Consider the following 14,687-nt stretch of genomic DNA (forward strand, 5'->3'; position numbering starts at 1 on the left):
TCCCGGTCGAAGACCTCATCAGACCGACAGCGCGCCGACACCGATCAACTCCGCGATCCGCTCCGGCGCCACCGCCCGTGAGTACAGCCAGCCCTGACCCGTGTCGCACCCGATCCGCCGCAGACGCGACGCCTGGCCCGCCGTCTCCACGCACTCCGCCGTGACCGTCAGGCCCAGCCGGTGCGCCAGTTGCACCATCGCCTCGACGACCGTCTCGTCCGCCGGGTTCGGGTGCGCCTCGTCCTGGAAGCCGCGAACAAACGATCCGTCGAGCTTCAGTACGGATACCGGCAGCCGGCTCAGATACGCCAGGTTCGAGTACCCGGTCCCGAAGTCGTCGATCGCGATCTGCACGCCCATGTCGCTCAGCGCCTGCAGCGCCTGGAGCGGGCGACCCGCCGAGCCCATCACCGCTGACTCGGTGAGCTCCAGCTGCAGCAGATGCGGTGCCAGACCCGTCTCGGCCAGGATCTCCGCCACATCCGCGACCAGGTCGGAGTCCCAGACCTGCCGTACGGCGACATTGACGCTCACGAACAGCGGCAGGGCGTCCGGGTGGTCCATCTGCCACTGGCGGGCCTGGCGGCACGCCGTACGCAGCACCCACCGGCCGAGCTGGACGATCGAGCCGTCCTCCTCCGCGATGGCGATGAACCGATTCGGCGCAAGCGTGCCGAACTGCGGGTGGTTCCAGCGCACCAGCGCCTCCACGCCCCGCGGCACCCCGTCCGCCATCCCCACCAGCGGCTGGTACTCCAGCGCGAACTCGCCGCGCTCCACGGCCGGCCGTAGTGTGGAGGAGAGCGCCTGCCTTGTCATCCGGTGCGCGTTGCGCTCGGGGTCGAAGAGGGTCCAGCGAGCCTTGCCGTCCGCCTTCGCCCAGTACAGCGTGGTGTCCGCGGCCTGCATCAGACCCGTCGCGCTCGTCCCGGCCGCCGCCCGCTCCACGACCCCGATCGAAGCCGAGACCGAGAGCCGCTGTCCCGACAGGTCGAACGGCTGCTGGAGCGCGACCAGTACGGACCTGGCGAGATCGGCGAGCTGCTCCGTACCGGTGGAGTCCTCGACCAGGATCGCGAACTCGTCGCCACCGAGCCGCGCCACCAGATGGCTGCCGCTGCGTGTGTGGGCGTCGCTGTCCGCGCACTCGGCGAGCCGGGTGGCGACGGCGGCCAGCAGCCGGTCGCCGACCCGGTGCCCGAGCGTGTCGTTGACCGCCTTGAAGCCGTCCAGGTCCAGGTAGCAGAGCCCGATCCGGCCGGTGGAGCCCTGGTCGTACGCCGATGACTCCAGCGCCGCCGAGAGCCGCTCGAAGAAGAGCGTGCGGTTGGGCAGCCGCGTCACCGGGTCGTGCATCTGGACCTGCCGCAGCCGCGCGAGCAGCTCGCGCCGGTCGCTGATGTCCGTGATGGAGAGCAGCACATTGCGGCTGTCCGGCACCGGCGCGACGGTGACCTCGGCCCAGAGCGTGCGCCCGTCGGGGTGCTTGAGGCGGCGCGTGCAGCGGAACCGGGAACGGCGGCCGCGCAGCACTTCGCGGTACGCGTGCCAGGTGCGGCCGTCCGACGCCAGGTCGACGAGATCGGCCGCGGACTGCTCCAGCAGGGTGACGGGCTCGGTGCCGAGCAGCGCGGCAAAGGCCTCGTTCGCGGTGACCACGACGCCCTCGTGGTCGACGACGGCCATCGCGAGGTGCGCGGCGTTGAACGCGGCGCGGTAGTCACGCAGTTCGGCGGCCGTCCGGCCGACGCTGTGACGCTCTGTGATCAACGGCCGGTTGCTACCGGGGACTGCGACAACGGCCGGCCCTGTTCCTTCGGAGGTTCCGCTCACCGCTTGCTCCCGCAGTGCAGTTGTTTCGTACAGGGTCCGTACAGGTGTGGTCGGTCCGGCCGCCCCATGCGATCGGTGATGAAGCCGGTATGAACTCGGGGAAGACGCCGGGAAAGTGTGCCGATCATAGAGGCCGCCCGGCGGCTGTTCCAGCTGTGGCGCAGTGGATCAGCCCGCCCCGGGGCTACGGACGATCGTTTCTGCACAGGTCTGCGCGGTGGCCGATTCCGTCCTGACCGAATGTGACGTTCCGTGAGCCATCGGAGTGTCGGCGGGTCTCGGGTCGGTGTCGGCCCGGTGTCGGGTCGGTCACCCGAGTGGGGCAGTCGGCAGGGCGTACCACCTGAAATCAACACAGGGTGGGTGAGGTGTCCCGCATTCCTCAGCCGGAGGTCCACGTGGAGGGTCAGCAGTCACCCGAGGGAGCACCCGTGGGAGTGGTGCCGGGAGCGGCCCGAGGAGTGGCCCAGGGGGCGGAACGCGGGCGCCTGCGCAGCGCCGCGGCCGCCTTCACCTCCCTGATTGCGCTCGCCGCCACGGGCCTGGTGGCCGGCCCGGCCGTGGCCGAGTTGTCCGGGGGGCCCTGCGCGCTGCCCCGCACCACTGCCCACCACTCGCTCGGGGTCGACTCCTGGAACTCCGCCTACCCGCGACCTGTCGGGAGCATGGACGCGGTCATGATCTTCCTGTCGTTTCCGGACTCGGTGCCGCTGAACTCACCGGACGAGCTCGCGGCCGACCACTTCCCCGCCACCAGCCAGTTCTTCGAGAGTGCCTCGTACCGGCAGTTCGCGCTGCGCCCGCATCCGCAGCGCCAGTGGGTGAAGATGCCGAAGTCCTCGACCGCGTACGGGATAAAGCGGGACTGGGACTCGGCGCGGCGCAGCGGGTATCTGCGCGACGCGATCGCCGCGGCGGACTCGACGGTCGACTTCTCCCGCTACGGAATCGTCTATCTCGTCGCCGACCCGGACGCGCCCGGCGTGGACGCCGACGCGACGAAGGTCGTCAACCTCGATCGGCCGCTGCATGCCGACGGCACTGACCTCGAACGGGTCGTCACCGTCTTCGAGAGCCATCCGCCGGACCACAATGTGCTGGCCCACGAGACCGGCCACGCCTTCGACCTGCCGGATCTCTACCACCGGCCGACGGACGGCAAGGGCGACTGGGACACCTATGTCGGGGACTGGGATGTGATGGGCAGCCAGTTCGGGCTCGCACCCGATCTCTTCGCCTGGCACAAGTGGAAGCTTGGCTGGCTGGACCAGCGGGCCGTGCGGTGCGTGCAGAGGTCGGAGCTGATCACGCTGGAGCCGGTGGACGCCGCGCGGGCCCCGGGCGGGAGCCTCGGCACGCGGCTCGCGGTCGTCAGAACCGGGGAGGACACCGCCCTCGCGATCGAGGCGCGCGGCTCGACCGGCAACGACCGGGAGACTTGTACGGAGGGGGTGCTGCTGTATCGCGTACAGGCCGAGACGGCGTCGGGCGGCGGCCCGGTCGAAGTGGTGGACACACATCCGGCCACCGAGGCGTGCTGGGACCGGTCGGTCTATCCGCCGCTCGCGGACGCGCCGCTGGGGGTCGGCGAGACGTTCACGATGCCGGGGACGCCGGGCGAGCGGACGAGGGTGCAGGTGGCGGACCGGACGCGGTCGGGCGCGTGGACGATCAGGGTCACGACGGCGTAGTACGGCGCAGGTGCGGGCGGCCGGTGCGGGGCGCCGGGGTGCGGGCGTCCGAGGGTGCGGGGCGCCGCGGTGTGGGCGGCCGGTGCGGGGCGCCGGGGTGCGGGCGTCCGAGGGTGCGGGGCGCCGGGTCGCCCTGGTGCGGGCACACGAAAAAGCCCCTCGCTCTCGCGAGGGGCTTTTCCCGTCTGTGCGCCGCCAGGGACTCGAACCCCGGACCCGCTGATTAAGAGTCAGCTGCTCTAACCAACTGAGCTAGCGGCGCCTGCTGACGTCGTAGACCTTAGCATCCTGATCGGCGGGAGGAAAAATCGATATACGCACGCTCGGGGACGAGGCCGCACGGACCGCCCGCACGCACGACCAGAGCAGTACCTCGGGCCCCGGCAGCCATGGATGGCGGGCGTCCGGGGCCACCAGCCAGCGCGGGTCGGCGGCGTCCTGGCTCTGCGCCAGCGGCGGGACGGTCACCGCGTCGCCGCTGCCGTGGCAGAGCATCGGCGGTACGGAATCGCCCCACTCCTCCCAGTCGAGCAGGGACGGCAGGCGCTGGGCGGTGCCGGGCGCGGCGAAGAGCATCATCCGGCCGCGGTGCATGGCGACGGGGCCGGATCCCGGCCCCTCCTCCCACAGCCGGTCGAGCATTCGCCGGCCGAAGATCGTGGGCACGTTCACGACGTCGAAGACGGCGCCGCAGGGCAGTACGGCGGGAGCGGTCGGCCGGGTCTCCCAGAGGGCGAGCATCGAGCGCGGATACACCCCGGCGGAGGTGAGCCAGCGGGCGCCGGGGGCGGTGACCTGTGCCGCGCGATGGCGGCCCTCCTCCTGCAGGAGGGCGAGGATGTCCGTACGGCGCTCGTCGTCAGGGGCGCCGGGGTCCCGCAGGGGTTGGTCTCGCAGCCATGCGCTCATGACACAAGATCTACCGGGAGTGACGGTTCCGTTCCTGAGAGTTGGCGGAATTCGGGACAGGGCAGGGCGGGGAGGCGTATCTTGCGCCCCGGCATATGCCAGGCGCGTGGTTGGCCGGCGGTGCGTGCGGGTGCAGACGGGTGCGAGCGTGCCTGTTCGGCGGCCTCAGGTGGCTACGGGGTGGTGTTACGGAGGAGGTCGCGGCCGAACTCGATCATCTTCTTGGCATAGTCCTCGGTCCACTCCGCCCGCTGGGCGATGTCCGCGGAGGTGAGCCGGTCGAAGCGCCGCGGGTCGGCGAGCTGGGCCGCCGCGAGCGCCTGGTACTCCGCCGCCCGGTCGGTCGCGGCGCGGAACGCCAGGGTCAGTTCCGTGGCCCGGGCCAGCAGCTCCCGCGGGTCCTCGATGGACTCCAGGTCGAAGAAGTGCTCGGGATCGGCGGCAGCCTCCGACGGCTCGAAGAGCAGCGGGGCCGGTCGCAGCTTCCGCTCACTCCGTTCGGGATCCGCCATGTGGTTCTCCTCCTCGTACAGGTGCGGCCCCTGATCCGGCCGCCTTTCGTTGACTCGCGCGCTTGGCCGGACTCCGCCCGGTGCCCGTGGCCACCGTCCATTGTCCCGTTCTCCGCAAGGGGGTCTACGGTTGCCGGCTCATGCGGTGTTCCGGGGGTGCTCACGGTGCCGGCTCACGTGGTGTTGCCGGGTGCTCACGGTTGCCAGGTCACGCGGTGTTCCGCCAGGTGGGCCAGCACCGCGTGGTTCGCCTCCCAGCCATCCGGGCTGTTGCTGTCTGCCGCCCTCGCACTGCTTCGCAGGCTTCGGGCGGCGTGCCGGACTCCGTCCGGCGCCTGTGCTCACGGTTGCCAGCTCACGCGGTGTTCCGCCAGGTGGGCCAGCACCGCGTGGTTCGCCTCCCAGCCATCCGGGAACTTGACCGTGACGCCCAGCTGGACCGGCTCCGTCGACGGGTGCTCGTCCAGCAGGTCCGTGACGCCCGCGCGGCACACCACGATGCACGCGTGCCGGTGGCGGGAGGCCAGTACGCACAGTCGGCCCGTCTCCAGATGGAACGCCGTCGCGTCCGGGCGGCCCGACAGCGGGTGGAGGACCACCGTGACGTCGAACTCCCGGCCCTGGAGACGGTTCGCCGTGTCCACGGTGACGCCGGTGACGCCCACCTCGGCCAGCGCCGCCCGTACCGCCGACGCCTGGTCGCGGTGGGCCGTGCCGACCGCGATCCGCTCGGCGGTCACCGGGACCGGGTCCGCGGACCGCTCGCTGGTCGCCGCGCCGCCGCGGTTCAGCAGCCGGCGGACCACCTGGGCCACGGCCCGTACCGCCTCGGGGTCCGTACGGGGCGTACTGCGCGCGGGCAGCTCCAGCAGGCCCCACCCCGACTCCGCCGCCTCGTCCAGCACCCGGTCCGGCCCCGAGCCGTCCGACGGCACACCGAAGGCCAGCCGCCGGTCGTCCGGGCCCGTACCGCTGCGGAAGGGTGTGTACGGGTAGAACGCGTCCGAGACCAGCGGCGCGGCGGACGCCGGGAGTCGCCAGGAGACCGGCAGGCGGTGCTGCGGAAGCTCCGGGTTGTGCGCGAGCAGCGTCGAGACCGCGCTCGCGGACGGGTCGTACGACAGCCCGGCCCACTGGTCCGCGCCCACGATCGAGAACGGGTCCAGCTGGCCGGGGTCACCGACGAACAGCGCCCGTTCGAAGAGGCCGGCGACGGCGAGCAGTGCGTCGGAACGCATCTGGTACGCCTCGTCGACGATGGCGTGCCGCCAGGGCTCCACACCCTGCACATGCGCCCACTTCGCGGCGGTCGAGATGACGATGTCCAGGCCTGCCAGGTCACCGGCCTTCGCGGACTTGCGTACGTTGTCGAGCTCGTCGAGGGCCTTGTCGTACGGGTCGGCGTCGTTGCTGTGCAGCCGCCCGACCGGCAGGTCGGGCTCCTTCTCGGCGAGCCGGACCACCAGGTCGTCGACCTGTGCATTGGTCTGGGCGACGACCATCAACGGCCGCCCGGCAGCCGCCAGTTCACGCGCGGCGTGCACGACGAGCGTCGACTTGCCCGCGCCGGGCGGTGAGTCCACGACGACGCCGCGGTGCGTCCCGTGCAGCGTGTCGGCGAGGATCGCGTCGGTGGCCCGCGCGGCCTCGGCAGAGGGATCGAAGACGCGCCCGCTCACAGCGCACCTCCATGGGCGAGCTCCCGGGCCGGCGCGAAGCCACTGCCACCTGCAATGGCGGACGGGGCAAAGATGGCCGTCACAGAATGTCCTCCGGGGTCACGGGGTCCGGGCTCTCCGCGTCCGTGCCCGGAGGGCCGCCGTGGGTCCATGGGGTTTCCTCCGGGTCCGGCAGCTTCGGGCCGCCCCGCTGGTCGTGCTCGAACAGGGTCCACGCGATCCGCTCGCCCTTCTCCGGTACGGAGCCTTCCGCAGGGTCCTTGGACCGGCCCATGCGGTCGGTCAGCCGCAGCACCAGAACTCCCTCGGCCTCGTACCGTACGAACTCAGCGGTCTGCGGCTTGCCGTCCAGCGAGCGGTACACCTTCACCCGCTCGCCCAGATGCGGGCGGTCGTCCGTACGGACGGTCAGCAGAGGGCGCGGGCTCGGCCGCTTCGACTCGGACCAGGCCATCACGACCTCGGTCACCTCACTCGTGAACGCCTCGCCCGCCATCCTGCGCCCCGCCAGCACCAGCGGGTCGTCCAGCGCCTCCTGGGCCTCCAGCTGCGCCTGCGCCGTCTCGCGGGAGGCGAGTTTCTGCGCGGCCGTCACGGCGTCGTCGCGTCGGGGCTGCGGCGGCTCCCCGGCCCGTACGCGATCGCGGTGCGCCGTGAACGACCAGCGGTCGCGCGTCCAGCGGTCCGCCGCCCGCGGCCCCTCCGGCAGCTCCCGCAGCAGCTCGAGGCCGCGCCACACCGCGTGCCATGTGGGCTTGAGCTGGGTCAGCAGGAGGCGGCGGATCTCCCGCTCGGTGAGGGTCAGTTCACCCAGCCGGACATCCGCCTCGGCGCCGTCCTCAGCAGCGCCGAGCGCCTGGCGCGCCCGGTCGTACCGCTCCACGGCGGGGGCCAGCAGCCGGTTGTCGAAGGCCGGGTCGGTGGCCGGTCCTGCGGGCGGGCACAGCAGCTGGCCGCGGGCATCACGCGCCAGCTCCGCCCGCAGCGCCGCCTCCGCACCCGTCTCGCCCTCGGGCGGGTCGATCCAGGCGAGCAGCGCGCCCAAGTGTTGGTCCTCCAGGCTCGACTGGCCGGTCGCCCAGTGCCGGTTCAGCAGATCGGTCGCCGCGAGCAGCAGCGAGGAGCCGGGCACCCGGGCCCGCTCGCCGTAGTGCGTCAGCCAGCGGCCGAGCAGCGGGACGTGTGGCGGCGCGGGGTAGGGCGCGTCGGGGTCCTGCTCGGCCGTACGCCGGAAGCGCATCGAGCGGCCCAGCAGCCGCACGAAGTCGATGCCCGCCCGGCCCGGAACGATCAACTGCGGTGCGTCCGCGCACAGTTCGACCTCGACCTTGACCCTCTTGCCGGTCTCCGGGTCGGTCTCGTTGCGCTCGGCGGGCTCGACATCGTCGGCGTACGCGTCCAGATGCGGCAGTACCGCGTCGGCGAGCTCGGCGAGGAAGGTGAAGCGCAGATCGCGGTCGCGGGGCTGCGCCACGACCAGGAGCCGCGGCTCCTCCTCGTCCGTGCCGACCAGCGCACCCAGCGGCGCCCCCGCCTCACCGGCCGTCGTCAGCGGTACGAGGACCAGCGGACGCTCGGACAGATGCCGGTGCCGCAAGGTCGCGAGCGGGGTGGCCCGTCCCGACTCGACGGCCTCCAGCCGGGCGAGGGTGGAGATCAGCGACATCCGGCCGCCTCCAGGGCCTCGGCCCGCAGCGCGGCTGCACGGCGCAGGGCCACGACCGCCGGGTCGTCCGGATCACCTGCTTCGCTCCGTGCCGCCGCCAGCACCTCGCCGATCGTCGTCAGTCCGCCCAGCTCGCCGCGCACCCCGCGCCCCAGCGCCTCGACCACGCCCGCGTCGCGGGCCCGGTCGCGGCAGTGGAAGGCCAGCTCGCAGGCGGCCAGGCACTCGGGCGCGTACGCCGCGGAGACGGACTCGACCGCCGCGGTCAGCTCACCGGCCGGGCGCTCCAGGTCGAAGGTGGTGCCCTCGGGAAGCGCGGCGGCGATGTCCTCGATCCGGGTCAGCCGGGCCAGCTGGCGGCGGGTCACCGAGAGCTGCTTGCGTACGTCGACGACGGACGCGGTCGGCAGGTTCGAGAAGTCCTTCGGGCAGACCAGCAGAATGCTGTGCGCGACCTTCGCGCCGTCCGTCAGCGCGGCGACCCGCTCCAGCGCCAGTACGTACACCGCGGACTGACGCGCCGCCGCGCCCACCTTCGCCGCGTCCGCCGAGCCGTCGATCATCGGGAAGGACTTGATCTCGACGACCGTCCACCGTCCGTCGGGGTGCACGACCACCGCGTCCGGCTCCAGATAGGCGGGGGAGCCCGCGACCTGCAGCGCCAGCATCGGGTGGTCGAGCAGCGTCCACTCGCCGGCCGCGGTGGCCTCGCGCAGCGCCAGTGCCGTACGCGCCGCGCGGCCTTCGGGGCCGGCCGCCGTCAGATCGGGCACCCGGACCTGTGCCGGGGCGTCCACGCCCAGCAGCCGCATCAGTTCCGTACCGCCGTCGGCCTTGACCTTCGCCTCGAAGGCGTTGCCGCGCATGAAAGCGAACTGCGACTGCCCGAAAGCGGCCGGCGACCCCAGCGCGGAGGCGAGCGCCGCCTTGTCCACCCCGGCGCCGTCCAGCAACGCGCGCCGTTTGCAGCCGGGGTTGGCGGCGAGGGCGGCCAGCGCGCGGGCGTCGAGCGGATGGGGCTGGGCGGCGGGGCCGCGCAGCTCAGCGAGCCGCTGCCGGAGTGCTGTCGTCGGCGCCTGCGGAGGAGGTCCGCTGTCCAGGGATTCGCTCACCCGCGGAAGTCTCGCATCCGGCACTGACAATCGGGGACTTCGAGCCGGAAGGGGCGGCGGTGAAGCGCGTACGCACCCGGTCGGCGAAGCGCAGCGCGGGCCGGGTCAGCAGCGCGCCGACGCCCATCACGGCGCAGCCCGCGACCGCGTCCAGGAAGTAGTGGTTCGCCGTCCCCATCACCACGAACGTGGTGAGCAGCGGGTAGGCGACGCCGAGGACCTTCATCAGGGGCGTACGGCCGTGCCGCCACAGCATCACACCGCACCACAGGGCCCAGCCGACGTGCAGACTCGGCATCGCCGCGTACTGGTTGGTCATCCCGCCCATGCCGCGCGGCGCACTCGCCTCGCCGCCCCACCAGCCGTACGAGCTGTACTGGGCCATCGTGTCGACGAACCCCTGGCCGGCGTCCAGCAGCCGCGGCGGGCAGGTCGGCAGCAGCGTGAACCCGACGAGGCCGAGGAGTGTGGAGAGCATCAGCCAGGTGCGGGCGGCCCGGTAGCGGACGGGGCGGCGTCGGAAGAGCCAGACCAGAATGGCCGGTGTGACCAGATAGTGCAGGGACGCATAGGCGAAGTCGGCGGGAACGCCGAGGGCCGGGGTGCTGGTGAAGAGGCGGTTGAGCGGGTGCTCGGCGTTGAGGAGGAGTGCCTTCTCGGCCCGGAGTATCGCCATGCCGTGGTCGACCGCGGTCGACTCATTGCCGCGCGCGAGCAGCCGGCCGGCCGAGTACGCGGCGTAGACCACGACGATGAGCATCAGTTCGGTCCACCAGCGTGGCCGATGACGGGGCGCGGTGTGCGGCATCCGAACGATCTCCATTTTGTATTCAGGGGGCCATCGGCCACCGTTCAACCGTACGGTGTACAAGAAGGCGCGCGTTCATCGGGTACCCGACCTGTACGAGGACGTCGAGATCGCCCGAGAGGTTGCCCTGCGTTCAGGTGCGAGATGATGGAGTGCCACCGAATGTGAACCTCAGGGAGAGCCCTTCATGGCACCGCGCATCCTGCTGGCCCGGCACGGGCAGACCGAATGGTCCCTGCTGGGCAAGCACACCGGCAGGACGGACATCCCTCTTCTCGAGGAGGGCCGGCGCGGCGCGAAGCTGCTGGGCGAACGGCTGCACCGGGCGCCGTGGTCGGGCCTGGAGGGTGTCGAGGTCCGCACCAGCCCACTCGTTCGGGCCAGTGAGACCTGCGCGCTCGCGGGTTTCGGGGACCGGGCCTCCGACTGGGGCGCGCTCATGGAGTGGAACTACGGGGACTACGAGGGACTGACCCCGGCGGACATCCACGCGGAGCGGCCCGACTGGTTCATCTGGCGCGACGGGGTCCCGGGCGGCGAGGCGCTGGCCGATGTCGGCGCCCGCGCGGACAAGGTCATCGACTGGGCGCGCTCGGCCGACCGCGATGTGCTGCTCTTCGCGCACGGCCACATCCTGCGGGTCCTCGGCGCACGCTGGCTGGGCCTGGACCCGTCCTTCGCGGCCCGTATCCGCCTTGACCCGACCAGCCTGTCGATCCTGGGCTGGGCCTACGGCTCGCCGGCGATGGACCGCTGGAACGACACGGGCCACCTGGAGGTCTGAGTCCGCGACCGCGACCGCGACCCAGCCCAGGTGCTATGCCTCGCGGAGTGTCTCCGTGTGGCGGTCCAGGAACGCCCCCACCCCTGCCGCCCGCCGCTGCGGCAGCAGCACCCTCGCCGTGTCCGACAGCATCGACTGGATGCGCGAGGACTGGACCCGGTCCAGCAGGTCCAGCACCTGGTGGCCCGCCTCCGCCGCCTCGTCCGGTGCGCCCGCCCGCGCCAGGTCCGCCGCCAGTTCGGCCCGGTACAGCGCCAGGTTGCGCGTGAAACGGCGGTCCTGGAGCGCCGCCGCCCGGCGGGCGTGGCGGGCAGCTCGCGACCATTCGCCGAGCGCCGACCAGCACTGTGCCTGGAGCGCCTCCAGCTCCGGCTCCCCGAAGAACGACATCCACTCCGGATCCGCGTCCGTCACGCCCAGGTCGAAGTACGAGTGCGCCCGCGACAGCGACTGTTCGCAACTCGCGCGGTCGCCGAGCCCCGCCCAGCCGCCCGCCTCCCGAAGTGAGAGCAGCGAGAGCAGTCGTGGCGAGGCCAGCTGCCGCGCGGCGCGCTGCCCGGCCTGCGCCGAGCGCACCGCCTCGCGGTACCGCCCCGCGTCCCGCGCCAGGAACGACGTATTGCAGAAGGCGTGTGCCTCCAGCGCCGGGTCGCCCGCGACCCGTGCCGTCGCCAGTGCCTCCGCGTAGTGCGAGCGGGCGTCGTCGAAACGGCCCGAGTCATGGGCCAACCAGCCCACCGAGATGGCGAGTTCGCCCGCTCCGGCGTGCAGTCGGCCGGCGGTCGAGGCGCGGGCCGTCGTCCCCGCGTCGAGCAGCGCGTACGCGGCCCGGAGCGGCTGCGCGGCCCGCTGGTAGAGCCCGTCCGCGCCGTGCCGGTCGTCGAGCAGCCGGATCCGCCGTACCGCCTCTTCGACGGCGCTCACCTCCGCCTCGCCGACTCGCCGCTGAGCGGGCACGGTGCCGGAGAGGCCGGGCGTGGAGCCGGACCTGCCGGGTACGGGCCCGAGTCCGAGCCCGAGGGACGCGGCCGCCACCGTGGCGGAGCCGCTCGTCATGAATGCGCGACGCAGCACGTCGCTCTCCTCGTCGATGTCGCTGTCACTGTTGCCGTCGAAGGGACATAAAGGATGAGCCGGCACGAGCGGCCGGCCCCGGCCGCCCCGTACTTGTTCCCGCGCCGTGAAGCCCAAATCGGCCAGCGTCAGACCGGGGAACATGTGCAGGAACACCCGCTCGTACGCGTAGTTCGGACAGCGGATCTCGCCGGCCTCGACGCGCCCGATGTAGCGGGCATCGCAGGAGACCTGCTCACCGATCTCCCGAGCGGCCTTGCGTACTGCCGCCGCGAACTCTCCGGGCGAGCGTTGCCCGCGCAGTCCGCGGAAGGCGAGGTTGGGAACTGCCCGTGATGCCTGTGACGACGACGCCATGGCCGAGCCCTCTCTTGGTGCAGCCGTGTTCCGGCGGAGCAAGAACGTACCTGCTGTGACGGGTCGCGTACGCAGAGTTTGCCTACAAAAGGGATATGTCCCCCTCGATCTGCCATGAACTGCCATCCTTTGCGGCGGCGTGCCGCCGTAGCCATTGACGACTGCGGGCGTTGAACCATTCGGAGACCCGCTACGTGTCTCCACTCGAGCGAGGAGGGGATCCCCTTGTTGGAGGTCGGCATGGAGAACAGCGTCAACGGCGCCCCACGGACGACTGCGACGACGGCGACGACTGCTCGGCACACGCCCACCCAGGACAGCAGCGCACCACCCAGGGACGGCGCCGCTGCCGAACCCTGTGATCTGGTGACCGTCCCCGCCCGGCAGGGCCTCGAGGCGGTGGACATCCTGCGCCGGGCGGACGCTCCGGCCGTCGGCCCGGTTCTCCACGACGGCGCCTGCGACACTCTCGGCTTCCTCGTGCCGCCCGGCACCGCAGACGGCTGGGACATGCCGGGCAGTGCCTGTACGCAGACGTCGGGGCGCGGTCTGCGCATCCCGGCCGAGCCGCCGGTCACCGGCAGCGGCTGGCTGCTGCCGCCGGACGACGCCGACCCGGTCACCGACCCCGCGGTCCTGCGCAAGGCGCTCGGCGAGGCGGCCCGCCTCATCGAGGCCGCCGACAACTGCAGCTGAGCCGCGGCCGCTGCCGAGCCGTGCACGCCGCCGAATCGTGCACGCTGCTGAGCCGTGCCGGCCGCCGGGCCCTGCGCGGGCAGCCCACCCGGATCGGTGCCGATAATGGGCTGATGGCAAAAAGTAAACGGCGCGGCCGTACGGGCGGGGGCGGCAGCCCCGAACCCGTCGTCGAGCAGGTGGACGGCGGGCTGGCCGAGCTGATACCCGACCGCGAGCGCCCCCGCGCCTGGACGCTGCTCCTCGACGGTGCGCCGCAGTCCCATGTCGACCTCGACGACCCCGCGTATCTCTCCTTCGAGTACCAGCGCCGCCTCGGCCACATCATCGATCTCGTCGCCCCGCCCGGCCGCCCCCTCCAGGTCGTCCACCTCGGTGGCGGAGCCTTCACGCTCGCCCGCTACATCGCCGCCACCCGTCCCCGATCCACCCAGCAGATCGTCGAGTTGGACGCCGGGCTGGTCCAACTGGTCCGCAAACAGCTCCCGTTGGACCCCACTGCGCGCATACGCGTCCGGTCCGGCGACGCCCGCGAGGGCCTCGGCAAGATCCCGGACGGCTGGGCGGACCTGGTCATCGCCGATGTCTTCAGCGGCGCCCGCACACCCGCGCATCTGACCAGTACGGAGTTCCTCACCGAGGTGCGAAGGGCCCTGAAGCCGGGCGGACACTACACAGCGAACCTCGCCGACGGTCCGCCGCTCGCCCATATCCGCGCCCAGGTCGCCACCGCCGCCACTGTCTTCCCCGAACTCGCGCTCGCCGCGGACCCGACCGTGCTGCGCGCCCGCCGCTTCGGCAACGCCGTGCTCCTCGCCTCGGACGTACCGCTGCCGGTCGCCGAACTGACCCGCCGCGTCGCGAGCGACCCGCACCCCGGCAGGGTCGAACACGGAAGGGCACTCACCGACTTCACGGGCGGCGCGGCCGCGGTCACCGACGCCAGCGCCAAGCCCTCACCCGTACCGCCACCGGCTGCGTTCCGCTAGCTCCGCTAGCGCTCGTCGAACTCGACCATCGGCGGATGGCCGTTCCAGGTGCAGAACACCGAGACCTCGCGGCCGTTCTGCGTGAAGGTCACCCGGATCCACGACGGCTGCTTCCACACCTGCATCTGCCAGCCGGCGTCCGGGGTCGCCGAGACCAGCTCGGCCGAGACCTGGCCGATGTCGAAGACGACCCGGCCGCCGTCGACTGTGTAGCTCTTCACATTCCCGGACATCGGCGTCGACGAGGGCGACGTGGACGACGGCGGCTTCGTCCTGCTCGGCTTGGCGGCGGGAGACGTGGCCGACGGCTTACTGCTCTTGTCCGGCGCGGACGGCTTCGACGGCGAGGGGGTCGGCGGCCGTTGAGTGGAGGAGACCTGCGGCCTCGCTCCCTGCGTGGTGGCGCTGTCCGCGCTGATCGGCAGCGCGCGCGGCCGGTCGTACGCCGTCCCGGACATGACGGTATGGACGCCCCACCAGGACAGCGTCACCGCTGCGCCGGTGGACAGCGACCACGCCATGGCATGTACGAGTCCTCGATGCATCCGGGCCATAGTGCACCACGCGCCCCGCGTCT

At 72.2% G+C, this 14,687-nt stretch carries 13 protein-coding genes and 1 tRNA gene; 4 read left to right on the plus strand and 10 right to left on the minus strand.

Features of this window, described 5'->3' with window-relative positions; all coding sequences use genetic code 11:
• Positions 1–18: 18 nt before the first annotated feature.
• Positions 19–1,833: a putative bifunctional diguanylate cyclase/phosphodiesterase gene (locus ACFYXH_RS27760; RefSeq protein WP_389568275.1), complete on the minus strand. Its 1,815-nt coding sequence runs from the start codon at positions 1,831–1,833 to the stop codon at positions 19–21.
• Between the two features lie 368 nt (positions 1,834–2,201).
• Between ACFYXH_RS27760 and ACFYXH_RS27765 the strand changes: the two genes are divergently transcribed.
• Positions 2,202–3,524 (plus strand): M6 family metalloprotease domain-containing protein, encoded by a 1,323-nt coding sequence (locus ACFYXH_RS27765; protein ID WP_389568278.1) that lies wholly within the window; start codon positions 2,202–2,204, stop codon positions 3,522–3,524.
• A gap of 188 nt (positions 3,525–3,712) precedes the next feature.
• On the opposite strand, the gene ACFYXH_RS27770 is transcribed toward ACFYXH_RS27765, so the two are convergent.
• The 7 genes from ACFYXH_RS27770 to ACFYXH_RS27800 all read right to left on the minus strand — a co-directional run bounded on the left by ACFYXH_RS27770 (position 3,713) and on the right by ACFYXH_RS27800 (position 10,210).
• Positions 3,713–3,786, minus strand: a tRNA-Lys gene (locus tag ACFYXH_RS27770).
• Positions 3,777–4,433 (minus strand): bifunctional DNA primase/polymerase, encoded by a 657-nt coding sequence (locus ACFYXH_RS27775; RefSeq protein WP_389568281.1) that lies wholly within the window; start codon positions 4,431–4,433, stop codon positions 3,777–3,779. The genes ACFYXH_RS27770 and ACFYXH_RS27775 overlap by 10 nt, the downstream gene beginning before the upstream one ends.
• A gap of 173 nt (positions 4,434–4,606) precedes the next feature.
• Entirely contained in the window at positions 4,607–4,945 is a 339-nt protein-coding gene (locus ACFYXH_RS27780; protein ID WP_385306615.1) for a hypothetical protein, read from the minus strand.
• Positions 4,946–5,286: 341 nt separating this feature from the next.
• Positions 5,287–6,624, minus strand: a complete 1,338-nt coding sequence (locus ACFYXH_RS27785) for an AAA domain-containing protein (protein ID WP_389568285.1) — start codon at positions 6,622–6,624, stop codon at positions 5,287–5,289.
• Positions 6,625–6,703: 79 nt separating this feature from the next.
• On the minus strand, positions 6,704–8,290 hold the full coding sequence (locus ACFYXH_RS27790) for a hypothetical protein (protein WP_389568288.1): 1,587 nt from the start codon (positions 8,288–8,290) through the stop codon (positions 6,704–6,706).
• Positions 8,281–9,402: a hypothetical protein gene (locus ACFYXH_RS27795; protein ID WP_389568291.1), complete on the minus strand. Its 1,122-nt coding sequence runs from the start codon at positions 9,400–9,402 to the stop codon at positions 8,281–8,283. The genes ACFYXH_RS27790 and ACFYXH_RS27795 overlap by 10 nt, the downstream gene beginning before the upstream one ends.
• Complete coding sequence (locus ACFYXH_RS27800) at positions 9,332–10,210, minus strand: phosphatase PAP2 family protein (protein ID WP_389568294.1); 879 nt, start codon at positions 10,208–10,210, stop codon at positions 9,332–9,334. The genes ACFYXH_RS27795 and ACFYXH_RS27800 overlap by 71 nt, the downstream gene beginning before the upstream one ends.
• A 187-nt stretch (positions 10,211–10,397) precedes the next feature.
• Here ACFYXH_RS27800 and ACFYXH_RS27805 point away from each other — a divergent pair, with 187 nt between their 5' ends.
• Positions 10,398–10,994 (plus strand): histidine phosphatase family protein, encoded by a 597-nt coding sequence (locus tag ACFYXH_RS27805; RefSeq protein WP_389568297.1) that lies wholly within the window; start codon positions 10,398–10,400, stop codon positions 10,992–10,994.
• A 33-nt stretch (positions 10,995–11,027) separates the two neighbouring features.
• Here the strand turns inward: ACFYXH_RS27805 and ACFYXH_RS27810 are convergent, their stop codons facing one another.
• A complete protein-coding gene (locus ACFYXH_RS27810; protein ID WP_389568300.1) occupies positions 11,028–12,425 on the minus strand; it encodes a tetratricopeptide repeat protein in 1,398 nt (465 codons plus the stop codon).
• A gap of 240 nt (positions 12,426–12,665) precedes the next feature.
• Here ACFYXH_RS27810 and ACFYXH_RS27815 point away from each other — a divergent pair, with 240 nt between their 5' ends.
• Together ACFYXH_RS27815 and ACFYXH_RS27820 are read left to right on the plus strand one after the other, a co-directional pair.
• On the plus strand, positions 12,666–13,121 hold the full coding sequence (locus ACFYXH_RS27815) for a hypothetical protein (protein WP_389568303.1): 456 nt from the start codon (positions 12,666–12,668) through the stop codon (positions 13,119–13,121).
• Positions 13,122–13,234: 113 nt separating this feature from the next.
• The gene (locus tag ACFYXH_RS27820) at positions 13,235–14,110 is read left to right on the plus strand and encodes a spermidine synthase (RefSeq protein ID WP_389568306.1); all 876 of its coding nucleotides are present in this window, start codon (positions 13,235–13,237) and stop codon (positions 14,108–14,110) included.
• Between the two features lie 5 nt (positions 14,111–14,115).
• Here ACFYXH_RS27820 and ACFYXH_RS27825 read toward each other — a convergent pair whose 3' ends face one another.
• The gene (locus ACFYXH_RS27825) at positions 14,116–14,664 is read right to left on the minus strand and encodes a hypothetical protein (RefSeq protein ID WP_389568309.1); all 549 of its coding nucleotides are present in this window, start codon (positions 14,662–14,664) and stop codon (positions 14,116–14,118) included.
• Positions 14,665–14,687 lie beyond the last annotated feature (23 nt).

The organism is Streptomyces sp. NPDC002730, assembly GCF_042888805.1.
Classification (GTDB): Bacteria; Actinomycetota; Actinomycetes; order Streptomycetales; family Streptomycetaceae; genus Streptomyces.

What these genes read in the sequence shown, in the direction of transcription:
- ACFYXH_RS27775 (WP_389568281.1), bottom strand. Translation starts at nt 4,433, where the DNA reads ATGAGCGCATGGCTGCGAGACCAACCCCTGCGGGACCCCGGCGCCCCT.
- ACFYXH_RS27780 (WP_385306615.1), bottom strand. Translation starts at nt 4,945, where the DNA reads ATGGCGGATCCCGAACGGAGTGAGCGGAAGCTGCGACCGGCCCCGCTG.
- ACFYXH_RS27790 (WP_389568288.1), bottom strand. Translation starts at nt 8,290, where the DNA reads ATGTCGCTGATCTCCACCCTCGCCCGGCTGGAGGCCGTCGAGTCGGGA.
- ACFYXH_RS27800 (WP_389568294.1), bottom strand. Translation starts at nt 10,210, where the DNA reads ATGCCGCACACCGCGCCCCGTCATCGGCCACGCTGGTGGACCGAACTG.
- ACFYXH_RS27805 (WP_389568297.1), top strand. Translation starts at nt 10,398, where the DNA reads ATGGCACCGCGCATCCTGCTGGCCCGGCACGGGCAGACCGAATGGTCC.
- ACFYXH_RS27810 (WP_389568300.1), bottom strand. Translation starts at nt 12,425, where the DNA reads ATGGCGTCGTCGTCACAGGCATCACGGGCAGTTCCCAACCTCGCCTTC.
- ACFYXH_RS27815 (WP_389568303.1), top strand. Translation starts at nt 12,666, where the DNA reads ATGGAGAACAGCGTCAACGGCGCCCCACGGACGACTGCGACGACGGCG.
- ACFYXH_RS27820 (WP_389568306.1), top strand. Translation starts at nt 13,235, where the DNA reads ATGGCAAAAAGTAAACGGCGCGGCCGTACGGGCGGGGGCGGCAGCCCC.
- ACFYXH_RS27825 (WP_389568309.1), bottom strand. Translation starts at nt 14,664, where the DNA reads ATGGCCCGGATGCATCGAGGACTCGTACATGCCATGGCGTGGTCGCTG.